Annotated in this window: 18 protein-coding genes and 1 pseudogene; 5 read left to right on the forward strand and 14 right to left on the reverse strand. The window is 73.8% G+C overall.

Translation table 11 applies throughout. The features are described 5' to 3' along the window. The first annotated feature begins 257 nt into the window (after positions 1-257). On the forward strand, positions 258-1,247 hold the full coding sequence (locus ACF1A5_RS31750) for a DUF2510 domain-containing protein (protein WP_392196320.1): 990 nt from the start codon (positions 258-260) through the stop codon (positions 1,245-1,247). Positions 1,248-1,401: 154 nt separating this feature from the next. Here ACF1A5_RS31750 and ACF1A5_RS31755 read toward each other — a convergent pair whose 3' ends face one another. Then, positions 1,402-2,016, reverse strand: coding sequence for a TetR/AcrR family transcriptional regulator C-terminal ligand-binding domain-containing protein (locus tag ACF1A5_RS31755; RefSeq protein WP_392196321.1), 615 nt, complete (start codon positions 2,014-2,016; stop codon positions 1,402-1,404). A 205-nt stretch (positions 2,017-2,221) separates the two neighbouring features. Here ACF1A5_RS31755 and ACF1A5_RS31760 point away from each other — a divergent pair, with 205 nt between their 5' ends. Both ACF1A5_RS31760 and ACF1A5_RS31765 read left to right on the forward strand, forming a co-directional pair. Continuing rightward, positions 2,222-3,187 (forward strand): phosphatase PAP2 family protein, encoded by a 966-nt coding sequence (locus tag ACF1A5_RS31760; protein WP_392196322.1) that lies wholly within the window; start codon positions 2,222-2,224, stop codon positions 3,185-3,187. Next, positions 3,184-4,236 (forward strand): hypothetical protein, encoded by a 1,053-nt coding sequence (locus ACF1A5_RS31765; RefSeq protein WP_392196323.1) that lies wholly within the window; start codon positions 3,184-3,186, stop codon positions 4,234-4,236. The genes ACF1A5_RS31760 and ACF1A5_RS31765 overlap by 4 nt, the downstream gene beginning before the upstream one ends. Before the next feature lie 7 nt (positions 4,237-4,243). On the opposite strand, the gene ACF1A5_RS31770 is transcribed toward ACF1A5_RS31765, so the two are convergent. From ACF1A5_RS31770 to ACF1A5_RS31780, 3 genes are all read right to left on the reverse strand, one after another. Next, entirely contained in the window at positions 4,244-5,065 is an 822-nt protein-coding gene (locus ACF1A5_RS31770) for a phospholipid scramblase-related protein (RefSeq protein WP_392196324.1), read from the reverse strand. A 52-nt stretch (positions 5,066-5,117) separates the two neighbouring features. Continuing rightward, positions 5,118-7,169 carry a phosphocholine-specific phospholipase C gene (locus tag ACF1A5_RS31775; protein ID WP_392196325.1) on the reverse strand — a complete coding sequence of 684 codons (2,052 nt, stop codon included), beginning with the start codon at positions 7,167-7,169 and terminating at the stop codon, positions 5,118-5,120. A gap of 368 nt (positions 7,170-7,537) precedes the next feature. Next, complete coding sequence (locus ACF1A5_RS31780) at positions 7,538-8,752, reverse strand: Rieske 2Fe-2S domain-containing protein (RefSeq protein ID WP_392196326.1); 1,215 nt, start codon at positions 8,750-8,752, stop codon at positions 7,538-7,540. 161 nt (positions 8,753-8,913) lie between these two features. Here ACF1A5_RS31780 and ACF1A5_RS31785 point away from each other — a divergent pair. Further along, positions 8,914-9,018: pseudogene (locus ACF1A5_RS31785) on the forward strand (oxidoreductase); the annotation flags it as partial. A gap of 18 nt (positions 9,019-9,036) precedes the next feature. Here ACF1A5_RS31785 and ACF1A5_RS31790 read toward each other — a convergent pair. From ACF1A5_RS31790 to ACF1A5_RS31835, 10 genes are all read right to left on the reverse strand, one after another. Beyond that, the gene (locus tag ACF1A5_RS31790) at positions 9,037-9,708 is read right to left on the reverse strand and encodes a GntR family transcriptional regulator (protein ID WP_392196354.1); all 672 of its coding nucleotides are present in this window, start codon (positions 9,706-9,708) and stop codon (positions 9,037-9,039) included. 44 nt (positions 9,709-9,752) lie between these two features. Next, entirely contained in the window at positions 9,753-10,754 is a 1,002-nt protein-coding gene (locus ACF1A5_RS31795) for a proline racemase family protein (protein ID WP_392196327.1), read from the reverse strand. A 22-nt stretch (positions 10,755-10,776) separates the two neighbouring features. After that, on the reverse strand, positions 10,777-11,673 hold the full coding sequence (locus tag ACF1A5_RS31800; protein ID WP_392196328.1) for a dihydrodipicolinate synthase family protein: 897 nt from the start codon (positions 11,671-11,673) through the stop codon (positions 10,777-10,779). Next, positions 11,670-13,043 (reverse strand): NAD(P)/FAD-dependent oxidoreductase, encoded by a 1,374-nt coding sequence (locus tag ACF1A5_RS31805; protein WP_392196329.1) that lies wholly within the window; start codon positions 13,041-13,043, stop codon positions 11,670-11,672. Before ACF1A5_RS31805 ends, ACF1A5_RS31800 begins: the two co-directional genes overlap by 4 nt. Then, positions 13,033-13,332: a (2Fe-2S)-binding protein gene (locus ACF1A5_RS31810; protein WP_392196330.1), complete on the reverse strand. Its 300-nt coding sequence runs from the start codon at positions 13,330-13,332 to the stop codon at positions 13,033-13,035. Before ACF1A5_RS31810 ends, ACF1A5_RS31805 begins: the two co-directional genes overlap by 11 nt. Next, positions 13,329-14,519 carry an NAD(P)/FAD-dependent oxidoreductase gene (locus ACF1A5_RS31815; RefSeq protein WP_392196331.1) on the reverse strand — a complete coding sequence of 397 codons (1,191 nt, stop codon included), beginning with the start codon at positions 14,517-14,519 and terminating at the stop codon, positions 13,329-13,331. Before ACF1A5_RS31815 ends, ACF1A5_RS31810 begins: the two co-directional genes overlap by 4 nt. Before the next feature lie 181 nt (positions 14,520-14,700). Beyond that, entirely contained in the window at positions 14,701-15,516 is an 816-nt protein-coding gene (locus tag ACF1A5_RS31820; protein WP_392196332.1) for an ABC transporter permease, read from the reverse strand. A 17-nt stretch (positions 15,517-15,533) separates the two neighbouring features. Beyond that, entirely contained in the window at positions 15,534-16,433 is a 900-nt protein-coding gene (locus ACF1A5_RS31825; protein ID WP_392196333.1) for an ABC transporter permease, read from the reverse strand. Positions 16,434-16,436: 3 nt separating this feature from the next. Then, entirely contained in the window at positions 16,437-17,636 is a 1,200-nt protein-coding gene (locus ACF1A5_RS31830) for an ABC transporter substrate-binding protein (protein WP_392196334.1), read from the reverse strand. 27 nt (positions 17,637-17,663) lie between these two features. Next, positions 17,664-18,701 carry an ABC transporter ATP-binding protein gene (locus ACF1A5_RS31835; protein WP_392196335.1) on the reverse strand — a complete coding sequence of 346 codons (1,038 nt, stop codon included), beginning with the start codon at positions 18,699-18,701 and terminating at the stop codon, positions 17,664-17,666. Between the two features lie 214 nt (positions 18,702-18,915). On the opposite strand from ACF1A5_RS31835, the gene ACF1A5_RS31840 reads away from it, so the two are divergent. Next, positions 18,916-19,665 (forward strand): FadR/GntR family transcriptional regulator, encoded by a 750-nt coding sequence (locus tag ACF1A5_RS31840; protein ID WP_392196355.1) that lies wholly within the window; start codon positions 18,916-18,918, stop codon positions 19,663-19,665. Positions 19,666-19,674: the final 9 nt, after the last annotated feature.

The following is a 19,674-nucleotide window of genomic DNA, read 5'->3' on the forward strand; positions in this document are numbered from 1 at the left end:
GCCGTCGGGCCGCCGAAGCGGAGGGCGGTCCGGCCACCTGTTGCCGTGACGGGTGACGGACGGTGCGGACGGGCGACGCGGCGGGTGCCGCGACCTGCGCGACGGACGGCTGGTTCGTCAACAGACCTGCGGGGGAAGCCGGTTCGGTTCCGGCGGGCAGTGCCCGGCGGGGACGTCGCCGACCGCGCGAGCCGGTTCCCCCGCGCGAACCCGGGTCCTCTCATCCGGCTTTCACCGACACCTCATACGGTGGGGGCATGACGCAGGTGACTCCTCCCGGGTGGTACCCCGACCCCGGGCAGACGAAGGACGGTCCCGCCACCGAGCGCTGGTGGGACGGCACGGCTTGGACGGACCGGACCCGCGCCGCGGGGACGGCCGCCGCATGGGGTCCCCCGGCGCAGACGCCGGCCGTCGGGGCGTATCCGGCATACCCCGGACACCCGGCGTATCCGGCGCAGCCGCAGACCACGCCGCGCCGCGGCCTGCGCATGGGCGTCGCCGTGACGGTGGCCGCCGCGGTGCTGGCCAGCATCGGGGTGGGCGTGTTCGCGCTGGCCGCGCACGGCGGGGGCGGCGGCGACCGCGCGGGGTCCCGGCAGGGGCCGGGCGGCCGGGGCGGGCCGGAGGGCCCCGACGGCCAGGGCGACCCGTTCGGCGGCTCGGGCGGGTCCGACGGCCGCTCGCCCGGCCCCGGCGAGTCCGGGGCCCCGAAGATCCGCAGCGGCTCGGTCACCGACCGGATCAGCGGCATCAGCCTGCCCGTCCCCGGGGGCTGGTACGGCCAGCAGCTGACGGCGGGCGCCCAGGTGACGTCGGACGGCGCGTACAAGTGCCCCGGCGACACCTCCAAGACGTGCACCAAGGGCGGCGCGTACTCGGCGCCCGCCCTGCTCCTGGGCACCCGGGGCAGCACGGCCGAGGAGGTCGCGAAGGCCGACATAGCGGCCAATGCCCGCGAGTCCTACGGCGGCAAGACGTACGGCTCGATCACCTCGCACCAGGTGCTGGCCTCCAAGGGGGTCACCGTGGCCGGGCAGAAGGGCTATCTGGTCCGCTGGAAGGCGGTCACCGGCAAGGGCGCCGACGGCTACGTCGAGTCGCTGGCCTTCCCCTCGCCCGCGGACTCACGGCGGATCATCGTCGTCCGCTTCGGTGTGGACGTCGGGCAGAAGCAGTCCGTCATCGACGAGATCACCAAGGGCATCAAGCCCGCCGCGGGCGGCGGCGACGGCCGGAACGTGTGACCGTCGCGCCCGTCCGGGCACCACGCATCGGCCGGGCGGGGCCCTCTCCGCTCCAGAGGAGCCCCGCCCGGCCTGGGGTGCGCGCCGCCCCCGTCCCCACGGTGCGGCGCGGTCGGGCCGCCGTCCAGTCATCCCGTGGACGGCGGCCCGGGTCTCAGGTGAGGCCGAGCGCCGGCAGCACGGCGGCCTCGACGAACCGGACCAGGTAGTCCGGGTCGGCGTACTTCCCCTCCAGCACGGGCCGGACGCGCAGCACTCCGAACATCTGCACCGGCACGAACTCCAGCGCGGGATGACCGGCGGGCACCTCCCCGCGTTCGACCCCACGCCGCAGGATCTCCCGCAGAGCGGCGATCTCCGGCTCCACGAGCGTCTCGCGCAGCGCGCACCTCAGCTCCGGGTCCTGCGTGATGGCGTGCCCGAGCGCCTCCACCAGCCTGGTGTCCTTGCCCGACCACTCCCCCGCGGCCCGCGCGGCGCACCGCAGGTCCTCCGCGAGCGAGCCGGTGTCCACGCCGTCGAAGCGCGACCGGCGGTTGGAGCGCAGCGCGGCCGCGACGAACTGCGGCTTGGTCCTCCACTGCCGGTACAGCGTGGACTTGCTGCAACGGGTGCTCGCGGCGACGCCCTCCATGGTCACGGAGTCGTAGCCGCACTCCCGGATCTGGTCTAGCACGGCGTCGAAGAACTCCTGCTCACGCTCGGGCGTCAGCTTGGAGCGGCGCGAGGCGACGACCGGTTCGGGTCGGTCCGCGGCCTGCGGCGTCATCGCTCTTCCCCTCGGTCGGCGTCCGGCGGGCCGGCCGGCCCGCTCCCAGTGTGGCGCACATCCATCGATACGTCAGCGTACCGGTACCGAACCGTATCGGTACACTCGCGTATCGGTACGCTACCGTATCGATGTCCGCCCGCTCCGGTACTCCGGGCCAGGGCACGCACCACCACACGCACCACCGTCAACGAGGGGGCCGGGGATGACCGCCCGTACCGAGGCCGCCGGGACACCGGGGTCGGCTCCGCGTACCGAGGCCGCCGAGGCGGTCGGGGACACGGACGCCCGGGCCGCGGCCGCCGCCGAGCCGCCCCGGGCCACGACGGCCGAGCCGGCCCGGGGCACGAGCCCCCGCACCGAGACCGCCGTGGCGGAGTCCGGCGCGCCCGCGCGCCCTCCGCTCGTCCGGGAGTTCCTGCTCGTGGCGGGGCTCTTCCTCGTCTACAAGCTCGGCCGGCAACTGGCGGCGGGGCACACCGCCGAGGCGTTCCGCAACGCCCACCGGGTCTGGGACCTGGAGCGGACGCTCCACCTGCCCTGGGAGGGGGCGGTGCAGTCCCCGCTGCTGCCCGGCGGCCTCCCGGCACATCTCGCCAACACCTACTACGCGGCCGTCCACTTCCCGGCCACCGCGGCCTTCCTGGTCTGGCTCTACCTGCGGCGCCCCGCCCACTACGTCTGGGCCCGCCGGGTCCTCGCCATGGTGACGGCGGCGGCCCTGGCGCTGCATCTGGCGTTCCCGCTCGCCCCGCCGCGGATGCTCGGCGCGGCGCACCTGGTGGACACCGCGCGCGCGTACGGGCCGTCGGTGTACGGATCGCCGCGCGGCGACCATCTGTCGAACCAGTTCGCGGCGATGCCGTCGCTGCACTTCGGCTGGGCGCTGATGGTGGCGGTCGGGCTGATCGCGGCCACCCGGTCCCGGTGGCGCGCGCTGTGGCTGCTGCACCCGCTGGTGACGCTGCTGGTGATCGTGGGCACGGCGAACCACTACTGGCTCGACGCGCTCGTGGCGGCGGCCCTGCTCGCCGTGGCCCTGACGGCGGTGCGCCCACCGCACCGGGCGGCGGTCCCGGCAGCCCCGTCGGTCGCGGCGACCCCGGCGGCGCGCGGCCCCGCGCAGTTCGGGCCGGACCAGGCCAACGCCCTGGCGGGGGCGGGCCGATGAGCGCCACGCTGCTCGCCGTGGTCCTGTCGCTGTTCTCGGCCGTCGCCTACGCGGCGGCCGCCGTCGCCCAGGAGCGGCTGGCCCGCCGTGGCGCCGGGGCGGACGCCGGGCGGCTGCTGCGCTCCGGCGGCTGGTGGTCGGCCGTCGCGCTGAACGGGTCGGCGGCCCTGCTGCACGTGGTGGCGCTCCGGTACGGCCCGCTGACCGTGGTGCAGCCGCTCGGCGCGCTGACGCTGGTGGCCGCCGTGCCCATGGGGGCCCGGGCGGCCGGGCGGCGGGTGAGCGGGACCGAGTGGCGGGGCACGGCCTGCACCCTCCTCGGACTCGGCGCGCTGCTCCTCGCGGCCTCCGGGCCCGCGCCCGAGCAGGTGCTGAGCCCGGTCGGGGCGGTGGCCGTAGCCGGCGCCACGGCCGCTCTCATCGGCGCGCTGTCCCGGCCGGGAGCGCGGCCGGGCCTGCGGCACGCGGCCGCGTCCGGCGTCGCCTCGGGGGTGGCCTCGGCCCTGACCCAGACGGTCACGGTGGCCGCCACCGACCACTCGGGGCCGCTGCTGAGCGTGCGGGTGGTCCTGGTGGCGCTGCTGGTGGCGGCGTTCGCGACGAGCGGACTGCTGCTGTCGCAGACCGCCTACCGGGCCGGCCTCGGCGCTCCGCTCGCGGTGGTGACGCTGGCGAACCCGGTGGCGGCGGCGCTGATCGGCCTGACCCTGCTGGGCCAGGGCCTGTCCGGCGGCACGGCGGGCGTCCTCCTCGCCCTGGCGGGAGCGGCACTCGCCGCCGCGGGTGTGGTGCTGCTGTCGCGGGCGGCGCCCCGGCCCGCGCGGAACGAGACGGCGCCCCGGCACGAGCGACCCGAAACGGCGCCCCGGCCCGCGCGGGCCGGGACAGCCGGACGGGACGCGTCGGCACCGTACTCGGCGAGGGAACGCGGCAGCGGCCCCGGGGCGCACCCCGTGGCCGCCGTCCTGACGCTGGAGCCGCAACCGGTGTCGCAGGAGAAGGCGGTGGTGCCCCGGCCCGCCGGACCGGGGCCTCTCACACCGCTGTGACCGTCCGTCAGCCCAGTCCGCGCGAGTCCTGCTTGAGCGCGGTGTCGACGGTCAGCGCCGTCGCCACCACCAGGCTCAGCAGCGGCTCGGGCAGCTGGAAGTGGATCTGCAGGACGTAGTTGTCGGCCGTGGTGAACATCGTCTTGGCCAGGCCCTCCCAGGTCTTGGTGATCCGGGCGACCTCGTTCTGGGCGTGGTCGACGATCGCGAAGTTCCAGGCGCGCCAGTTCTCCGCCTTGATCGCGCCGACCTGCTGGCCGTTCGCGTTCATCGCGAAGTTGATCTTGCCGAAGACGTTCTGCTGGACGATCTCGCCGACGACGGAGCCGTCCGGACGCGACACGATCACCCGGGACTTGAATATCTTCGCGGGCCGGGTCAGGAGCAGCTGCGGCCGACCGTGGGAGTCGCGGATCTCCAGCTTGTGCGTCATGAACTGGTCGAGGCTGGAGACGAACCGGAGGATCTTCTTCAGCGCGCTCTGACCGACCTCGGTGACCGCGCCGATCTGGTTGCCGTTCTGGTCGAAGACCTTGTACTCGTTGGTCAGCTCGATCAGCTTGGCCTTCTGGTTCACCACCAGCACGGGCTCGCTGAAGAGGGAGCCGCCCCCGGCGCCGCTCGGGGCGACACCGGCCTGCTGCTGCACCTGGCGCTGCACGCGCGCGTCGGGACCGGCCGGCTGCTGCGGCATCTGGGGCGTGCCCTGGCCCGGCTGGCCGGCGTGGGTGTGCTCGGTCCACTGGGAGCCGTCCCAGTAACGCAGAGTCTGGGACGCCCCGTGCGGATCCGGGTACCAACCTGCAGGTGTGTTCGAATGCGTGGTCACCGGGGCACACTACCGTGAGTTGGCCGGAAAGACACCGGGCCAGAGGGGCCCGTCAGCCGGTCGCGATCGCCGGGTCGCTCACCCCCGGACGCCCGTTCTCGACATGTCCGGCGAACCGCCGCAGATACGTCGCGTCCGCGTCGGAGGTGACCTCCAGGTCGTACCAACGGCTGCTCGCCGTCAGGTCGAAGAGCTGCTTCACCGTGGCGCCGGGGCGCACCGCCACCGTCCGCGACGCGCCGCCGTAGCCGCTGGTCACCTTCAGCCGCACCGTGACCGCGCCCTTGTTGGTGAAGGTGAGCTCGACGTCGTCGCCGGTGTGCCGGGCGGTGACCTCGGGGCCGGCCGCCGTGCCGGGGCCCTCGAAGACGCGCAGGAAGCCGCCGGGGCCGTGCACGCTCAGGTCGTAGGAGCCGCCGGAGTACGCGGTGTTCCAGGTGTCGGAGACCGTCTTGCCGGCCTCGGTCGTGTACGTCCACGGGCCGTCGGCGCGGTTGCCGGAAGTGACCAGGAAGACGGCGCCGGCGTGCGCGCCGGAGGCGAAGGTCAGCGCGAACTTCCCGGCCGTGGTGTCCGCCGAACCGTCCACGGTGGGCGCGTACTTGAGGGGTCGGGTGGGCCGGTGGCCGTTCTCCTGGCGGGGCAGCACCGGGCGGGTGGGCGGGTTCGGCACGTAGTCGGGGTGGCGGTCGTGGTCCGGCGGCCGGTAGCCGGAGGTGTCCGGCAGCGAGACCGGCCGGGTGTCCTTGCGGGAGAAGTCGAACGCCGAGGTCAGGTCGCCGCAGACGGCCCGCCGCCAGGGCGAGATGTTCGGCTCGTGCACGCCGAAGCGGCGCTCCATGAACCGGATGACGGAGGTGTGGTCCAGCGTCTCGGAGCAGACGAACCCGCCCTTGCTCCACGGCGAGACGACGAGCATCGGCACCCGCTGGCCGAGTCCGTACGGGCCGGGGACGTGCGAGCCGTCGCCCTGGAAGACGTCCGGGCCGACGTCGACCGTCGACTTGCCCTGCGCGGCGGAGGCGGGCGGGAACGGCGGCAGCACGTGGTCGAAGAAGCCGTCGTTCTCGTCGTAGGTGACGAACAGGGCCGTCTTCGCCCACACCTCGGGGTTGGACGTGAGCGCGTCCAGGACCTGGGATATGTACCAGGCGCCGTAGTTGGCGGGCCAGTTGGGGTGCTCGGTGAACGCCTCGGGGGCGACGACCCAGGAGATCTCGGGCAGTTCGCCGTTCTTGACGTCGGCCCTGAGCCGGTCGAAGAATCCCTCGCCCTTGCGGGCGTCGGTGCCGGTGCGGGCCTTGTCGTGGAGGGGGTCGCCGGGCTGGGCGTTCTGGTACTGCTCGAAGTACAGCAGGGAGTTGTCGCCGTAGTTCCCGCGGTAGGCGTCCTGGATCCAGCCCCAGCCGCCGGCGGCGTCGAGGCCGTCGCCGACGTCCTGGTAGATCTTCCAGGAGACGCCCGCCTTCTCCAGCCGCTCCGGGTACGTCGTCCAGCTGTAGCCCGCCTCGTCGTTGCCGAGGACCGGGCCGCCGCCCCGGCCGTCGTTGCCGGTGCAGCCGGTCCAGAGGTAGTAGCGGTTGGGGTCGGTGGAGCCGATGAACGAGCAGTGGTAGGCGTCGCAGACGGTGAAGGCGTCGGCGAGGGCGTAGTGGAACGGGATGTCGTCCCGGGTCAGGTACGCCATCGTGGTGGACGACTTGGCGGGCACCCACTGGTCGTACTTGCCCTGGTTGAAGGCTTGGTGCCCGTCGTTCCAGCCGTGCGGGAGATCCTGGATGAAGGCCAGGCCAAGGTCGTCGGCGTCGGGGTGGAAGGGCAGCACGTCCTTCGTGCCGTCCGACTGGTGCCAGACGGGCTTGCCGTTCGGCAGGGTCACCGGGCGCGGGTCACCGAAGCCGCGGACACCGCCGAGCGTGCCGAAGTAGTGGTCGAAGGAACGGTTCTCCTGCATGAGGACGACGATGTGCTCGACGTCCTCGATCGACCCGGTGCGGTGGTTCGCGGGCAGCGCGGCGGCACGTTCGATACTGCCGGACAGCGCCGTGAGCGCCGTCGTGGCGCCCGCGAGCTGGAGAAAGCGGCGCCGGTTGACTTCGGGCATGAGGGACCTCTCATCCTGACGTACGGACGGCCGGTACAGGGGGGATGCGCGCAGCGAGTGTTCCAAGGGCATCGAACGGGAGGGAAGGGTCGGATTGCGCCCATGTGAAGCTCGGCGGTACGTGAGGTGCGGCGGTCGCCCGCCGACACCGGCATCCCGCACGGCGACATCGTCGCGCCGGCCGTCGACACCTGGCTCCGCGCGAACGCGCGAACGGCTGTCCACCCGGCGTCAGAACGCCAGGGACTGAAGTCCGCTGACCAGCCTGTCACGGCAGAGAAAAAACGGGGACCCCGTACTTCACCGAGGCGGTTGCCCTGCCGGGGTCGGTTGCGGCGCGAAGTCCGCCGAACGGCTCTCGCCCGCGCTCACACGCCCGGCTGGTCCGCGGAGGGCTCCGCACCGGCAGGCGTGCCCGGTCCTGCCGGATGGGCGCCGGGCACCGCCGTCCGACCGTCGCCCGAGGCCGGGCCGCAGACGGCGCCCCGGGGGCGCAGCGGCACACCGTTGGCCCGCAGCACCTCGCGCACGTCCAGGATCAGGGGGAAGACCTCGTGGTTGCGGTCCTCGCCCTGTTCGTCCCACGCCCGTTGCTCGGCTTCGACGGCCATGCGGTCCTCGGCGAACACGCGCTCGGTGAAGCGCCTGATGAGCGGCCACGCCAGGTGCAGCGCGCCCGGAATCCCGGGCTTCTCGATCATGAGGAGGCCGTAGGCGCGGCACCGGCGCTGCTCGGCGTCCTCGGGCACGTACGCGACCCAGAGGCGGAAGGCCGGGCGTTCGGCGTTCTCCGGGACCAGGTCGAGTGTCTGGTACGGGTATTCCGTACGGATGGTCATCACGTCGGCGGAGTCGCTGCCCCCGAGGCCCTCCCCGGCCAGCAGGCCGGCGCCGCGGTTCCGCTTCCCTCCGGCGTGGGTGAACAGGTACTTCGCCTCCACCGATCGCTCGCCGGTGCGGTACTCCAGCAGCTCGGGGTGGAGCCTGCCGACGACACCGCGATGGAGGAACTGGTGGTTCATGTCGAGCAGGTTCTCGTGCATGAACGAGTAGTGGCAGCGCACCGTCCGGGAGAAGGTCATGGTCCTGTACTTCGGCGAGCCGAACGCCGGCAGCTCGGGCAGCGGTGTGTCCGCCGCCTTCTCCGGATCGCCGGGGAAGACGAACACCAGGCCGTACGCCTCGTGGACGGGGTAGCCGCGCACGCCGCGCGGCGGCCGGCCGTCGCCCTTGGAGAGGTAGGGGATCTGTGAGATGCGGCCGTCGCCGCGATAGGCCCAGGCGTGATAGCAGCAGCGGAGGGTCTCGCCCTCCACGACTCCCATGCTCAACGGCACCTGCCGGTGGGCGCACCGGTCCTCCAGCGCGTGGACGGCACCGCTCCGCCCGCGGTAGAGCGCGATCCGCTCGCCGGCCCAGGCCGTTGCGATCACCCGGCCGCTGCGCACCTTCCCGGACCGCGCGACCGGATACCAGTAGTCGGGGTTCACCCCGACACGCCTCAGGTCGACGATGCCGGAGCCGGGATCGCGGCGCCCGGGACGCCGGCCGCTCGTGGCCCCGTCGGAGTCTGTGTCGGTCATGCCTCTCCCTTGCCGAGGGAACACCGGCTTGGACGGTCGCGCGTCAGCCCGGGCATCAACGACTCGCCGGTGCGGCAGGTCCGGCCCCCTCACATCCTGGCAGGAGGTCGCCGCCCCTGTCGTGCGCAGCACGCCCGGAGGGATGAGCACCCCGATTCGCCGGCCCCCCGGACCACCGCGACGCGGTGCTCACCGAGGAGGAGCGGGCGTCCGGGGAGACCACGATGATCTGCGTGTCCCGGTGCCGGGGAGGGCGGCTGGTGCTGTGCTCGGCCCCTGAACGGTCAGGGAGCGGCCCAGAGTCCCCGCACATGCCCCAGGTGCCGGGTCAGCACCTCCCGCGTGGCCTCCTCGTCCCGGGCGAGCAGCGCGTCCAGCAGGTCAAGGTGCTCCTCGGCCGACGCCCGGAGCCGCCCCTGTTCGGCCAGGGAGGTCAGCCCGTACAGCCGGGAGCGCCGCCGCAGGTCGCCGACCACCTCCACCAGGTGACCGTTGCCCGCGAGGGCCAGCAGACCGAGGTGGAAGCGCAGGTCCGCCTCGACGTACGCGATGAGGTCACCGGCCACGGCCGAGGTCACGATCTCCTGCGCGACGGGCCGCAGCGCCGCCAGGTCGCCGGGGTCGGCGGTGGTCGCCAGCGAGGCCGTGGTCGGGATCTCTATCAGGGCACGGACGTGGGTGTACTCGTCGAGCTGCCGCCCGGAGACGGCGGTGACCCGGAAGCCCTTGTTGGGGACGGTGTCGACCACCCCCTCCTTCGCCAGGTCGAGCATCGCCTCGCGCACCGGTGTCGCGGAGACCCCGAAGCGGGCGGCGAGGCCGGGCGCGGAGTACACCTCGCCCGGACGCAGTTCGCCGGTGATCAGCGCGGCCCGCAGCGCGTCCGCCACCCGCTCCCGGTAGCTGGGCCTCCTGCCGCCCAGGGCGGGCAGTGCGGGGCCGTGCTGCGGTGCCATGCGGTCGTCCTCCTCCTGGATCACCGGCACATTATCGGTGCGGCCTACAGGACGAACCCGGCCGGGAAGGGGTCCTCGGGGTCGAGGAGGTACTGGGCGGTGCCGGTGATCCAGGCGCGTCCGGTGAAGCTGGGCAGCACCGCGGGGCGTCCGCCCACCTCCGTGGTGCCGAGCAGCCGGCCGGTGAACCGGGTGCCGATGAAGGACTCGTTCACGAACTCGGTGTGCAGGGGCAGTTCGCCCCGCGCGTGCAGCTGCGCCATCCGCGCGCTGGTTCCGGTGCCGCAGGGCGAGCGGTCGAACCAGCCGGGGTGGATCACCATCGCGTGCCGCGAGTGGCGTGCGGTGGCGCCGGGGGCGTACAGGTGGACGTGGTGGCAGCCGCGGATGGACGGGTCCCCCGGGTGCACCGGCTCCCCGTCGGCGTCGACCGCCTCCATCAGCGCCAGTCCGGCGGCGAGGATGTCGTCCTTGCGGGCGCGGTCGAAGGGCAGGCCGAACTCCGACAGCGGGGCGATGGCGTAGAAGTTCCCGCCGTACGCGAGGTCGTACGTCACCGTCCGCCCGTCCGGCAGGGTGGCCTCGCGGCCGAGGCCGGCGGCGAAGGACGCAACGTTGCGCAGCGTCACGGCCCTGGCGGCGCCGTCGCGTACGTCGACCTCGGCGGTCACCGGGCCCGCCGGGGTGTCCAGCCGGATGGTGGTGACCGGTTCGGCCACCTCGACCATCCCCGTCTCGACCAGCACGGTCGCCACGCCGATCGTGCCGTGCCCGCACATCGGCAGAAAGCCGGAGACCTCGATGTAGAGGACGCCCCAGTCGCAGTCGGGGCGGGTCGGCGGCTGGAGGATCGCCCCGCTCATGGCGGAGTGGCCCCGCGGTTCGTCCATCAGCAACCGCCTCACGTCGTCCCGGTGTGCGCGGAACCACAGCCGCCGCTCGTTCATGGTCGCTCCGGGCACGGTGCCGATCCCGCCGGTGACGACGCGGGTGGGCATGCCCTCGGTGTGCGAGTCGACGGCGTGCAGGACGAGTCTGCTGCGCATGAGCGTCCGCCCTTCCCGGCCCCTAGGCGAGTCCGGCCGCGAGGGCCTTCTCGGTGGCGGCGCGGACGGCGGCCTCCTGCCCCGGCAGCAGGGGCATACGGGGCGGCCGCACCGGCCCGCCGTACCGTCCGGTCACGTCCATGGACAGCTTGACGGCCTGCACGAACTCGGGGCGCGAGTCCCAGCGCAGCAGCGGGTGCAGCTGCCGGTACAGGTGCCGGGCAGTGGCCAGGTCGCCGTCGACGGCGGCGTGGAACAGCTCGACGGTCGCGGCGGGCAGGACGTTCGGGAAGCCGGCCACCCAGCCCTTGGCGCCCGCGAGGGCGAACTCCAGCAGGACGTCGTCGGCACCGGCCAGCAGGTCGAGGTCCGGGGCGAGTTCGGCGATCCGCCAGGCGCGGCGGACGTCGCCGGAGAACTCCTTGACGGCTCGGATGTGTCCCTCGCCGTGCAGCCTCGCCAGCAGCTCGGGCACGAGGTCGACCTTGGTGTCGACGGGATTGTTGTAGGCGACGACGGGCAGGCCCGTCTCGGCGACCTCGGCGTAGTGGGCAAGGACCGAACGCTCGTCGGCGCGGTAGCCGTTGGGCGGCAGCAGCATCACCGCCCGGCAGCCGGCGCCGCCCGCCTGCTCGGCCCAGCGGCGTGCCTCCGCGGACCCGTAGGCGGCCACGCCCGGCACCACGCGCTGCCCGCCGATCGCGGCGACGGCGGTGTCGACGACCCGGGAGCGCTCCTCGGGGGTGAGTACCTGGTACTCACCGAGCGAGCCGTTGGGCACGACGCCGTCGCAGCCGTTGTCGACGAGCCAGGCGCACTGCTCGGCGTAGCGGTCGTAGTCCACGGACAGGTCCTCGCGCAGCGGCAGCGCGGTGGCGACGAGGACACCGTGCCAGGGGCGGTGGCCGGTCATGGTCATGGGGTTCCCTCCTCGGTGACGTCGTCGGGGTGGCGGGCGAGCACGCCGAGCGGCACGGGCCGGGCCAACAGCATCCGGCCCGGGACGAGTTCGCAGCCGGCGGTCCCTGCGACCGCCGGTGCGCACATCCGGCCCTGGCACCAGCCCATGCCGGCCCGGGTGAGCAGCTTCACGGTGCGCAGGTCTCCCGCGCCGAGCCCGGTCACGGCCGCGCGGACGGCGCCCGCGGTGACCTCCTCGCAGCGGCAGACCACGGTGTCGTCGGTGACCTGGTCGGCCCAGTGCGCGGGCGGGGCGTACGCGGCGTCGAGTGCCGTCGCGCAGGCGCGCAGCCGGCTGCGGGCCCGGGCGGCGGCGGACCACCCGCGCGGGTCGGGTGCGGTGCCCCTCAGCCGGGCCGCGGCCGACCGGCCGGCGATGTGGCCCTCCGCGAGCGCCAGGCCGGCGCCGCCGATGCCGGTGGCCTCCCCCGCCGCCCACACGCCCGGCACGTCCGTGCGCTGCTCGTCGTCCACCCGTACGGCCGGCCCGTCGAGTCCGCAGCCGAGGGCCTGGGCGAGGTCGGTGTGCGGGAGCATCCCGTGCCCGACGGCCAGGGTGTCGCAGTCGAGGTGCCGCGCGGTGCCGGGCCGGACGCGGCCCGCGGCGTCCAGTGCGGCGACCGTGACGCCGGTCAGCGTGGTGTCGCCGTGCGCGCGGACGACGGTGTGGCGGGTCAGGAGGCGGATGCGGTGGCGCAGCAGCCGGACCGCGTGCCCGGCGCCCTCGGGCACCTTGGCGGCCAGGGCCCGCCCGTGCCGTACGAGGGCTCCGGGCCCGGTGGACTCCACCAGCGCGGCGACCTCGACCCCGGCCGCCGCCAGCCCGGTCGCCACGGGCAGCAGCAGCGGTCCGGCGCCCGCCACGACGGCCCTGCGCCCCGGCACCACCAGCGCCCCCTTCAGCAGGGCCTGCGCTCCGCCCGCGGTGACGACTCCGGGCAGGGTCCAGCCGGGGAAGGGCAGCACCTTCTCGTAGCCGCCGGTGGCGAGCAGCACGGCGCGGGCGCGTACCACGACGGGCACCCGCTGGTCCGGGCCGCGCAGGGCGTGCACGGTGAAACCGCGCTCCACGGCCCACACATGATGGCCCGTCAGTACGCGCACGTCACTGGCCGTGAGGGCGTCCCGCAGCCGTTGCCAGGTCCGCCGGTGGGGGTGGAGCGTCCGGGGGCGCCGGGCGCGGAGGCCGGGGGCGGGCTGCCGGTGGAACTGGCCGCCGGGCGCCGGGGCCGCGTCGAGCAGGGTGACCCGTGTCCCGCGCGCGGCCGCCGCCAGTGCCGCGGCGAGTCCCGCCGGTCCCGCGCCGATCACCGCGAGGTCAGTCCTCATGGCCCGTCCCCTCCTGCGTGCGGATCACGTCACCGGGGCGCACCGGCACCAGGCAGGCCCGCTGGTTGGGGCGGCCGTTGACGGTCACCAGGCAGTCGAAGCAGACGCCGATCCCGCAGAACACCCCGCGCGGGCGGCCCGCGCCCCGAGTGGTGCGCCAGGAGGTGACGCCCGCGGCCCAGAGCACGGCGGCGACCGTCCGGCCGGGCAGCGCCTCGATCTCCCGGCCGTCGAAGGTGACGGTGAAGGCGGGGCCGGGCCGGGCCCCCGCCCGTTCGAGCGGGTTCACCGGGCCTCCCCCCGGACCCGCGCGGAGCGGGCCGGTCCGGCGCCGGACGGCGGGAAGCGGTCGGGCCGGAACGGCGCCGGATCCAGGGCGGGCTCCGCCCCGGTCAGCGCCCGCGCGATCAGATGCCCGGTCCCGGTGGCCAGCCCGATGCCCGCGCCCTCGTGCCCGCACGCGTGGTACAGCCCGGGCACGCGGGGGTCCGGGCCGATCGCGGGCAGGTGGTCGGGCAGGTACGGGCGGAAACCGGCGTACGTCCGCAGCACCCGTACGCCGGTCAGGAACGGGAACAGCCCGATCGCGCCCGCCGCCAGCGCCCGCAGCGCGGGCAGGGACAACGACCGGTCGAAGCCGACCCGTTCACGGCCGGCGCCGATCAGGAGCGGTCCTGCCGCCGTACCCTCGACCACCGGGGAGGTCCGCAGGGCGGCCGAGTCGCCGGATACATCGGCGACGTAGCCGGCCGCGTAGACCTTGTGCCGGACGCGGGGCGGCAGCGGTTCGGTGACGAGGACGAAGCCGCGCCGGGGCAGCACGGGCAGGAACACCCCTGCGTGCGCGGCGAGTTCGCCGCCCCACACCCCGGCCGCGTTGACGACGGCCGGGGCGTGGACGGTGCCGCGGTCGGTGCGCACCCCGCGCACCGCGCCCGCCGGGCCGCGCAGCACCTCGCCCACCGTCCGGCCGGTCAGCAGCCGCGCGCCCGAGGCCCGCAGCACGTGCGCGGCGGCCAGGGCGGGCATGACCTGGGCGTCCTGCGGGTAGTGCACGGCGCCGGCCAGGCCGGGCGCCAGGTACGGCTCCAGCTCGCGCAATTGCCCGGAGGACACGCCCACGGCGCGCACCCCACGGGCTCGTTGGGCCGACGCCAGGGCCTCCAGCGCGGTCAGCGACTCGGGGGTGGAGGCGACGACGACCCCGCCCTTGGGCTCGTACTCGACGAGGTCGCCCAGCTCCTCGGCGAGTTCGCGCCACAGGCGCAGGGAGTGCAGGGCCAGGACGAGTTCGGGGCCGGGCTCCTTGTCGGAGACGAGGAGATCGCCCTCCCCCGCGCCCGTCGTGCCGGAGGCCACCGGCCCGCGGTCCACCACGGTCACGTCCAGGCCCGCCCGAGCGGCGTACAGAGCACACGCGGCGCCCACCATCCCGGCGCCGACGATCACGACATCGCAGGTCAGCGACTCGCCCACGCCAGTACTATGTCACACACCACATGCGGAGGGAACAGGCCCGGCCGGGTGGCGGGGCCCCGCGCGCACCCGCGCGGGCGGGCGGCGGGCCGGCACCCGCCGACGGCCCCGGGACAGCCCCGGGCCGACCCCCGACAGCCCCAGCCGGACCCGGGCGGGACCCGGCCCCGTCGGCCCCGGGCTACACCCGGCTCGTGGTCGCCGTGTCCGCCGACAGCCGCTGGGCGACGTAGATGGGCACGACGGACAGCAGCACGAGGAGGGCCGCCACGACATTCACCACCGGCGCCTGCTGCGGGCGGGTCATGTTGCCGAAGATCCAGACGGGCAGGGTCTCGACGCCCGGCCCGGCGGTGAAGGTGGTCACCACGATCTCGTCGAAGGAGAGCGCGAAGGCGAGCAGACCGCCCGCGAACAGCGCCGAGCGCACCAGCGGGAAGGTGACGTCGGCGAAGGCGCGGAAGGTGTGCGCGCCGAGGTCGGCCGCCGCGTCCTCGTAGGAGCCGGAGGTGCGCCGCAGTCGGGCGACGACGTTGTTGAAGACGACGACGATGCAGAAGGTGGCGTGCCCGACGACCACCGTGAACAGGCCGAGGCCGACGCCGAGCGGCTCCAGGACCGCGCCGAACGCGGAGTTGAGCGCGATGCCCGTGACGATGCCGGGCAGCGCGATCGGCAGGACGACCACGAAGGAGAGGGTGTCGCGGCCGAAGAAGCGGTGCCGGGCCACCGCGAAGGCGATGAGCGTGCCGAGGACCAGGGCGACGGCGGTGGCGCCGAGGCCCGCCTTCACCGACACCCACAGGGCGGCGCGGGCACCGGAGTTGTCCCAGGCCACCGACCACCAGTGCGCGGTCAGGCCGGGCGGCGGCCAGCTCGCGCTGCGGTCCGGGTTCAGGGAGTTGACGAGGACCAGCAGCAGCGGCACGTAGATCACCGCGAAGCCGAGGCCGGCGGCGACGCGCAGCGCGACGCGGGCCGGACGGGAGAGCTGCATGACGAGGAACACCCCTCTTACAGGCTGCTGAGGGCGCCCGTGCGGCGAACGGCCAGCAGGTACAGCACGATGACGACGACGGGGACCGTGCCGAGCGCGGCGGCCATGGGCAGGTTGAGTTCGATGTTGGAGTAGACGAGGTTGCCGATCAGCTGGGTCTTGCCGCCGACGATCTGCACGGTGATGTAGTCGCCGAGGCTGAGCGAGAAGGTGAAGACCGAGCCGGCGGCCACGGACGGCAGCACCATGGGCAGCACGACCGAGCGGAAGGTGCGCCAGGCCCCGGCGCCCAGGTCGGCGGAGGCGTCGAGCAGGTTGGCGGGCAGCTGCTCCAGGGCGGTGTGGATCGGCAGGATCATGTACGGCAGCCACAGGTACGTCAGGGTCAGCACGGTGGCCGGCAGGCCGAAGCCCGGACCGGCGAGCCCGAACGGCCTCAGCATCCAGTCGGCGAGGCCGCCCTCGGAGAGGATCAGCCGCCAGGCGTACACCTTGACCAGGTAACTCGCCCACAGCGGGGTGAGGATGGCGACCACCAGCAGCGGGCGGCGGCGCGGCCGGGCCACACGGGCGGTGTAGAAGGCGAGCGGGAAGGCGATCACCACGCAGAGCGCCGTGACCGCGAGTGCGACGCCGATGCTGCGCAGCACCACCTGGCGGTAGACGGGCGTGGTCAGCAGCGCGCGGAAGTTGTCGGCCGTCCAGACCCGCACCACTTCGGAGGTGAAGGCGTCCGTGGTCCAGAAGGCGGACACGAACAGCGCGGTCAGCGAGCCGAGGTACAGCACGGTCAGCCACAGCAGCGGGGCCGTGAGCAGCGCGGAGAGCCGGAGCCCGGGGTGGCGGTGCAGCACTCCGGCCAACCGCCGGACGGTGGCCCGCGAGCCCCGCCCGGCGCTGGGCGCGGTGACGGTCATGGATCAGCCCTTGATCTCGGTCCAGGCCTGCACCCACCGCGCGTACGGGACGCACTTGACGTCGGTGCGGCCGTCCAGGCACTGCTGGATGGGGGTCTTCCAGAAGGCGATCCGCTTCCAGTAGGCGGTGTCACCGGCGTGGTAGGTGGCGCAGAAGTTCTTGTCGGCGGTCCGCGCGCAGGCCTTGGCGTTGGCGGGGGCCTCGCCGAAGTACTCGGCCACCTGGGCGTTGGCCTTCGGGGAGACGATCCAGTCCAGCCACTTGTAGGCGCAGGTGGGGTGCTTGGCCTTCGCGGCGACCATCCAGGTGTCGGACCAGCCGGTCGAACCCTCCTTCGGCAGCACGGCCTTGACCTTGGCGCCCTCGGAGGCGGCGAGGTTGGCGATGACCTGCCAGGTGGTGCCGACCACGGAGTCACCGCTCTTGAAGGCGGAGACCTCCTTGAGGTAGTCGCTCCAGTACTCGCCGATGTTCGTGTTCTGCTTCTTCAGCAGGGCGACGGCGGCGTCGAACTGCTTCTGATCGAGCGCGTAGGGGTCCTTGATCTTCAACTCGGGCCGGGTGGCCTTGAGATACAGGGCCGCGTCGGCGATGTAGATGGGCGAGTCGTACGCGGTGACGTGGCCCTTGTGCGCCGCCGCGTCGTCGAAGACGGCGGACCAGGAGGTGGGCGCGGGGCTGACCTTCTCGGTGTTGTACATCAGCAGGTTGGCGCCGCGGCCGTGCGGGATGCCGTACGCCTCGCCCTTGACGGAGTTCCAGGGCTGCATCTTCAGGTCGCCGAAGATGTCCTTGTAGTTCGGGACGAGGGCGGTGTTGACGGGGGCGGCGTCGCCGGAGGCGATCAGGCGCAGCGAGGCGTCGCCGGAGGCCGACACGGCGTCGTACTGGCCGGTCTTCATCAGCTTGACCATCTCGTCCGAGCTGGCCGCCACTTTGGAGTGGACCTGACAGCCTGTGTTCTTCTCGAAGTCGCCGACCCAGTCGGCCTTGGGGTCGTTGGAGCCGTCCTCGACGTAGCCGGCCCACGCGATCAGGTTGACCTGGCCCTCCGGCGCGCCCAGCTTCGACGGCGCCTTGAGGTCGGGCGGGTTGAGTCCGGTGACCGAGGAGGGGCCCGCGGAACCGGAGGATCCGCAGGCGGTGGCCGTCAGCAGCAGCGCGGCGGCGGCCGCGGCCTGAAGGGTTCGGGTGAGGCGCACGAGGTTCTCCCTGGAGGGTGGGGTGGATCAGCGGGCGTCGGGGACCTGGACCGCGTGGCGGCGCTGCCACGCCAGGCGGACCCGGGTGCCGCGGTAGGCGGCGACGTCCTCGGCGGAGGTCTCCAGGTTCTGCTGGAGAGCGGTGAGCCGGCCGCCGGCGTCGAGGTCGACCAGGAAGCGGGTGCTGTCGCCCAGGTAGACGACCTCGGCGACGGTGCCCGTTGCGGTGGCGAGCCCCGGCTCGTCGGCGGTGGCGGACTCCTTGAGGACCCGGATCTTCTCCGGGCGGATGCTGTGGGTGCCGGACGCTCCGAGGATCCGCCGGGCGGACTCGCCGTGCAGCATGTTCGAGGTGCCGACGAAGGACGCCACGAACGAGGTCGCCGGGCGCTCGTAGATCTCGGCGGGGGCGCCGACCTGTTCGATGCGGCCCTGGTGGAAGACCGCGATGCGGTCGCTCATCGTCAGCGCCTCCTCCTGGTCGTGGGTGACGAAGACGAACGTGATGCCGACCTCGCGTTGCAGCGCCTTCAGTTCGACCTGCATCTGCTCGCGCAGCTTCAGGTCGAGGGCGCCGAGCGGCTCGTCGAGGAGCAGCACCCGGGGGCGGCCGACGAGGGCGCGGGCCAGTGCGACGCGCTGGCGCTGACCGCCGGAGAGCTGCGCGGGGCGGCGCTCGCCCAGGCCGCCGAGCCGCACCTCGGCGAGGGCCTGGCGGGCCCGCACCAGCCGCTCTGCCTTGGGCACCTTGCGGATCTTGAGGCCGTAGGCGACGTTCTGCTCGACGGTCATGTGCGGGAACAGCGCGTAGTCCTGGAACACGGTGTGGACGTCCCGCTCGAAGGGCGCGAGGCCGGTGACCTCCCGCCCGGCGAGGTGGATACGGCCCTCGGTCGGCGTCTCGAACCCGGCGATCAGGCGCAGGACCGTCGTCTTCCCCGAGCCGGAGGGGCCGAGCATCGAGAAGAACTCCCCGTCCCGGATGTCCAGGTCGACCCCGGCCACCGCGGCCGTCTCCCCGAACGTCTTCCGCAGGCCCTGCAGCCGGACGGCCATTCCCTCCATGCGGGGAACCTTTCTGGCGCTCTCGAACGTTGAGCGGAAACATATGAAGTCATACTTCAAATCTCAAGGCCGCCTCAAGGCAAAACTTGGGTCAACTGGCAAGGTGGTGGCCGTGAAGCAAGAAGAACTCGGGCGCGGGCCCGGCCCGACCGGCGAGGCCGGCACCACCGGCGGGGCGACGGGCACGACGGGCGGGGCCGGCGGGACAGGCGGGATCGGCGCGACGGCCGGCGCCCTCGGAGCGGCCGACGCCCGCAGGGCCGTCTTCGCGCCGGTGGACAGCCGGGCGCGGGTGGACACCGTGGTGCGCCGGATCGGCGACGCCATCGAACTCGGGCTGCTCGCGGACGGGGAACAGCTGCCCGGCGAGAGCGAACTGGCGGGCCTGCTCGGTGTGTCCACGGTGACCCTGCGGGAGGCGCTGATGGCGCTGCGGCAGCAGGGCCTGGTGACCACCCGGCGCGGACGCGGCGGCGGCAGCTTCGTCTCGTTGCCCGAAGTACCGGGCGAGGAGCGGCTGAAGTCCCGGCTGCGCGGCTGGAGCACCGAGGAGCTGCGCGACCTCGGCGACCACTGGGCCGCCCTGTCGGGCACCGCGGCCCGGCTCGCGGCGGAGCGCACGGAGCCGCACGACCTGAACCACCTGCGCCGTACGGCCGAGGAGCTGGCGCGCGCCGCGGACGCGGCGGCGCGCAGCCGTCTGTACGGCCGGTTCCATGTGGAGCTGGCGGCGGCCGCGCAGTCCGCGCGGCTCACCCGGGAGCAGGTCGCCCTGCAGACGGAGGTCGGGGCGCTGCTGTGCCTGGTGTTCGGCGACGACGAATATCGTGAAGAAGTCGCAGAACGCCATCGTGCCGTGATCTGTGCCGTGCAGGATGGGGACCGTGATGCGGCCCGCGCGTCGGCCGAGCGGTGCGTGCGGGAGTCGGTGGCGCGGCTCGTCGCCGTACGCCTGACCCTGTAGCCGCACCGC

This window comes from Streptomyces sp. NPDC014864 (genome assembly GCF_043081525.1).
Lineage (GTDB): Bacteria > Actinomycetota > Actinomycetes > Streptomycetales > Streptomycetaceae > Streptomyces.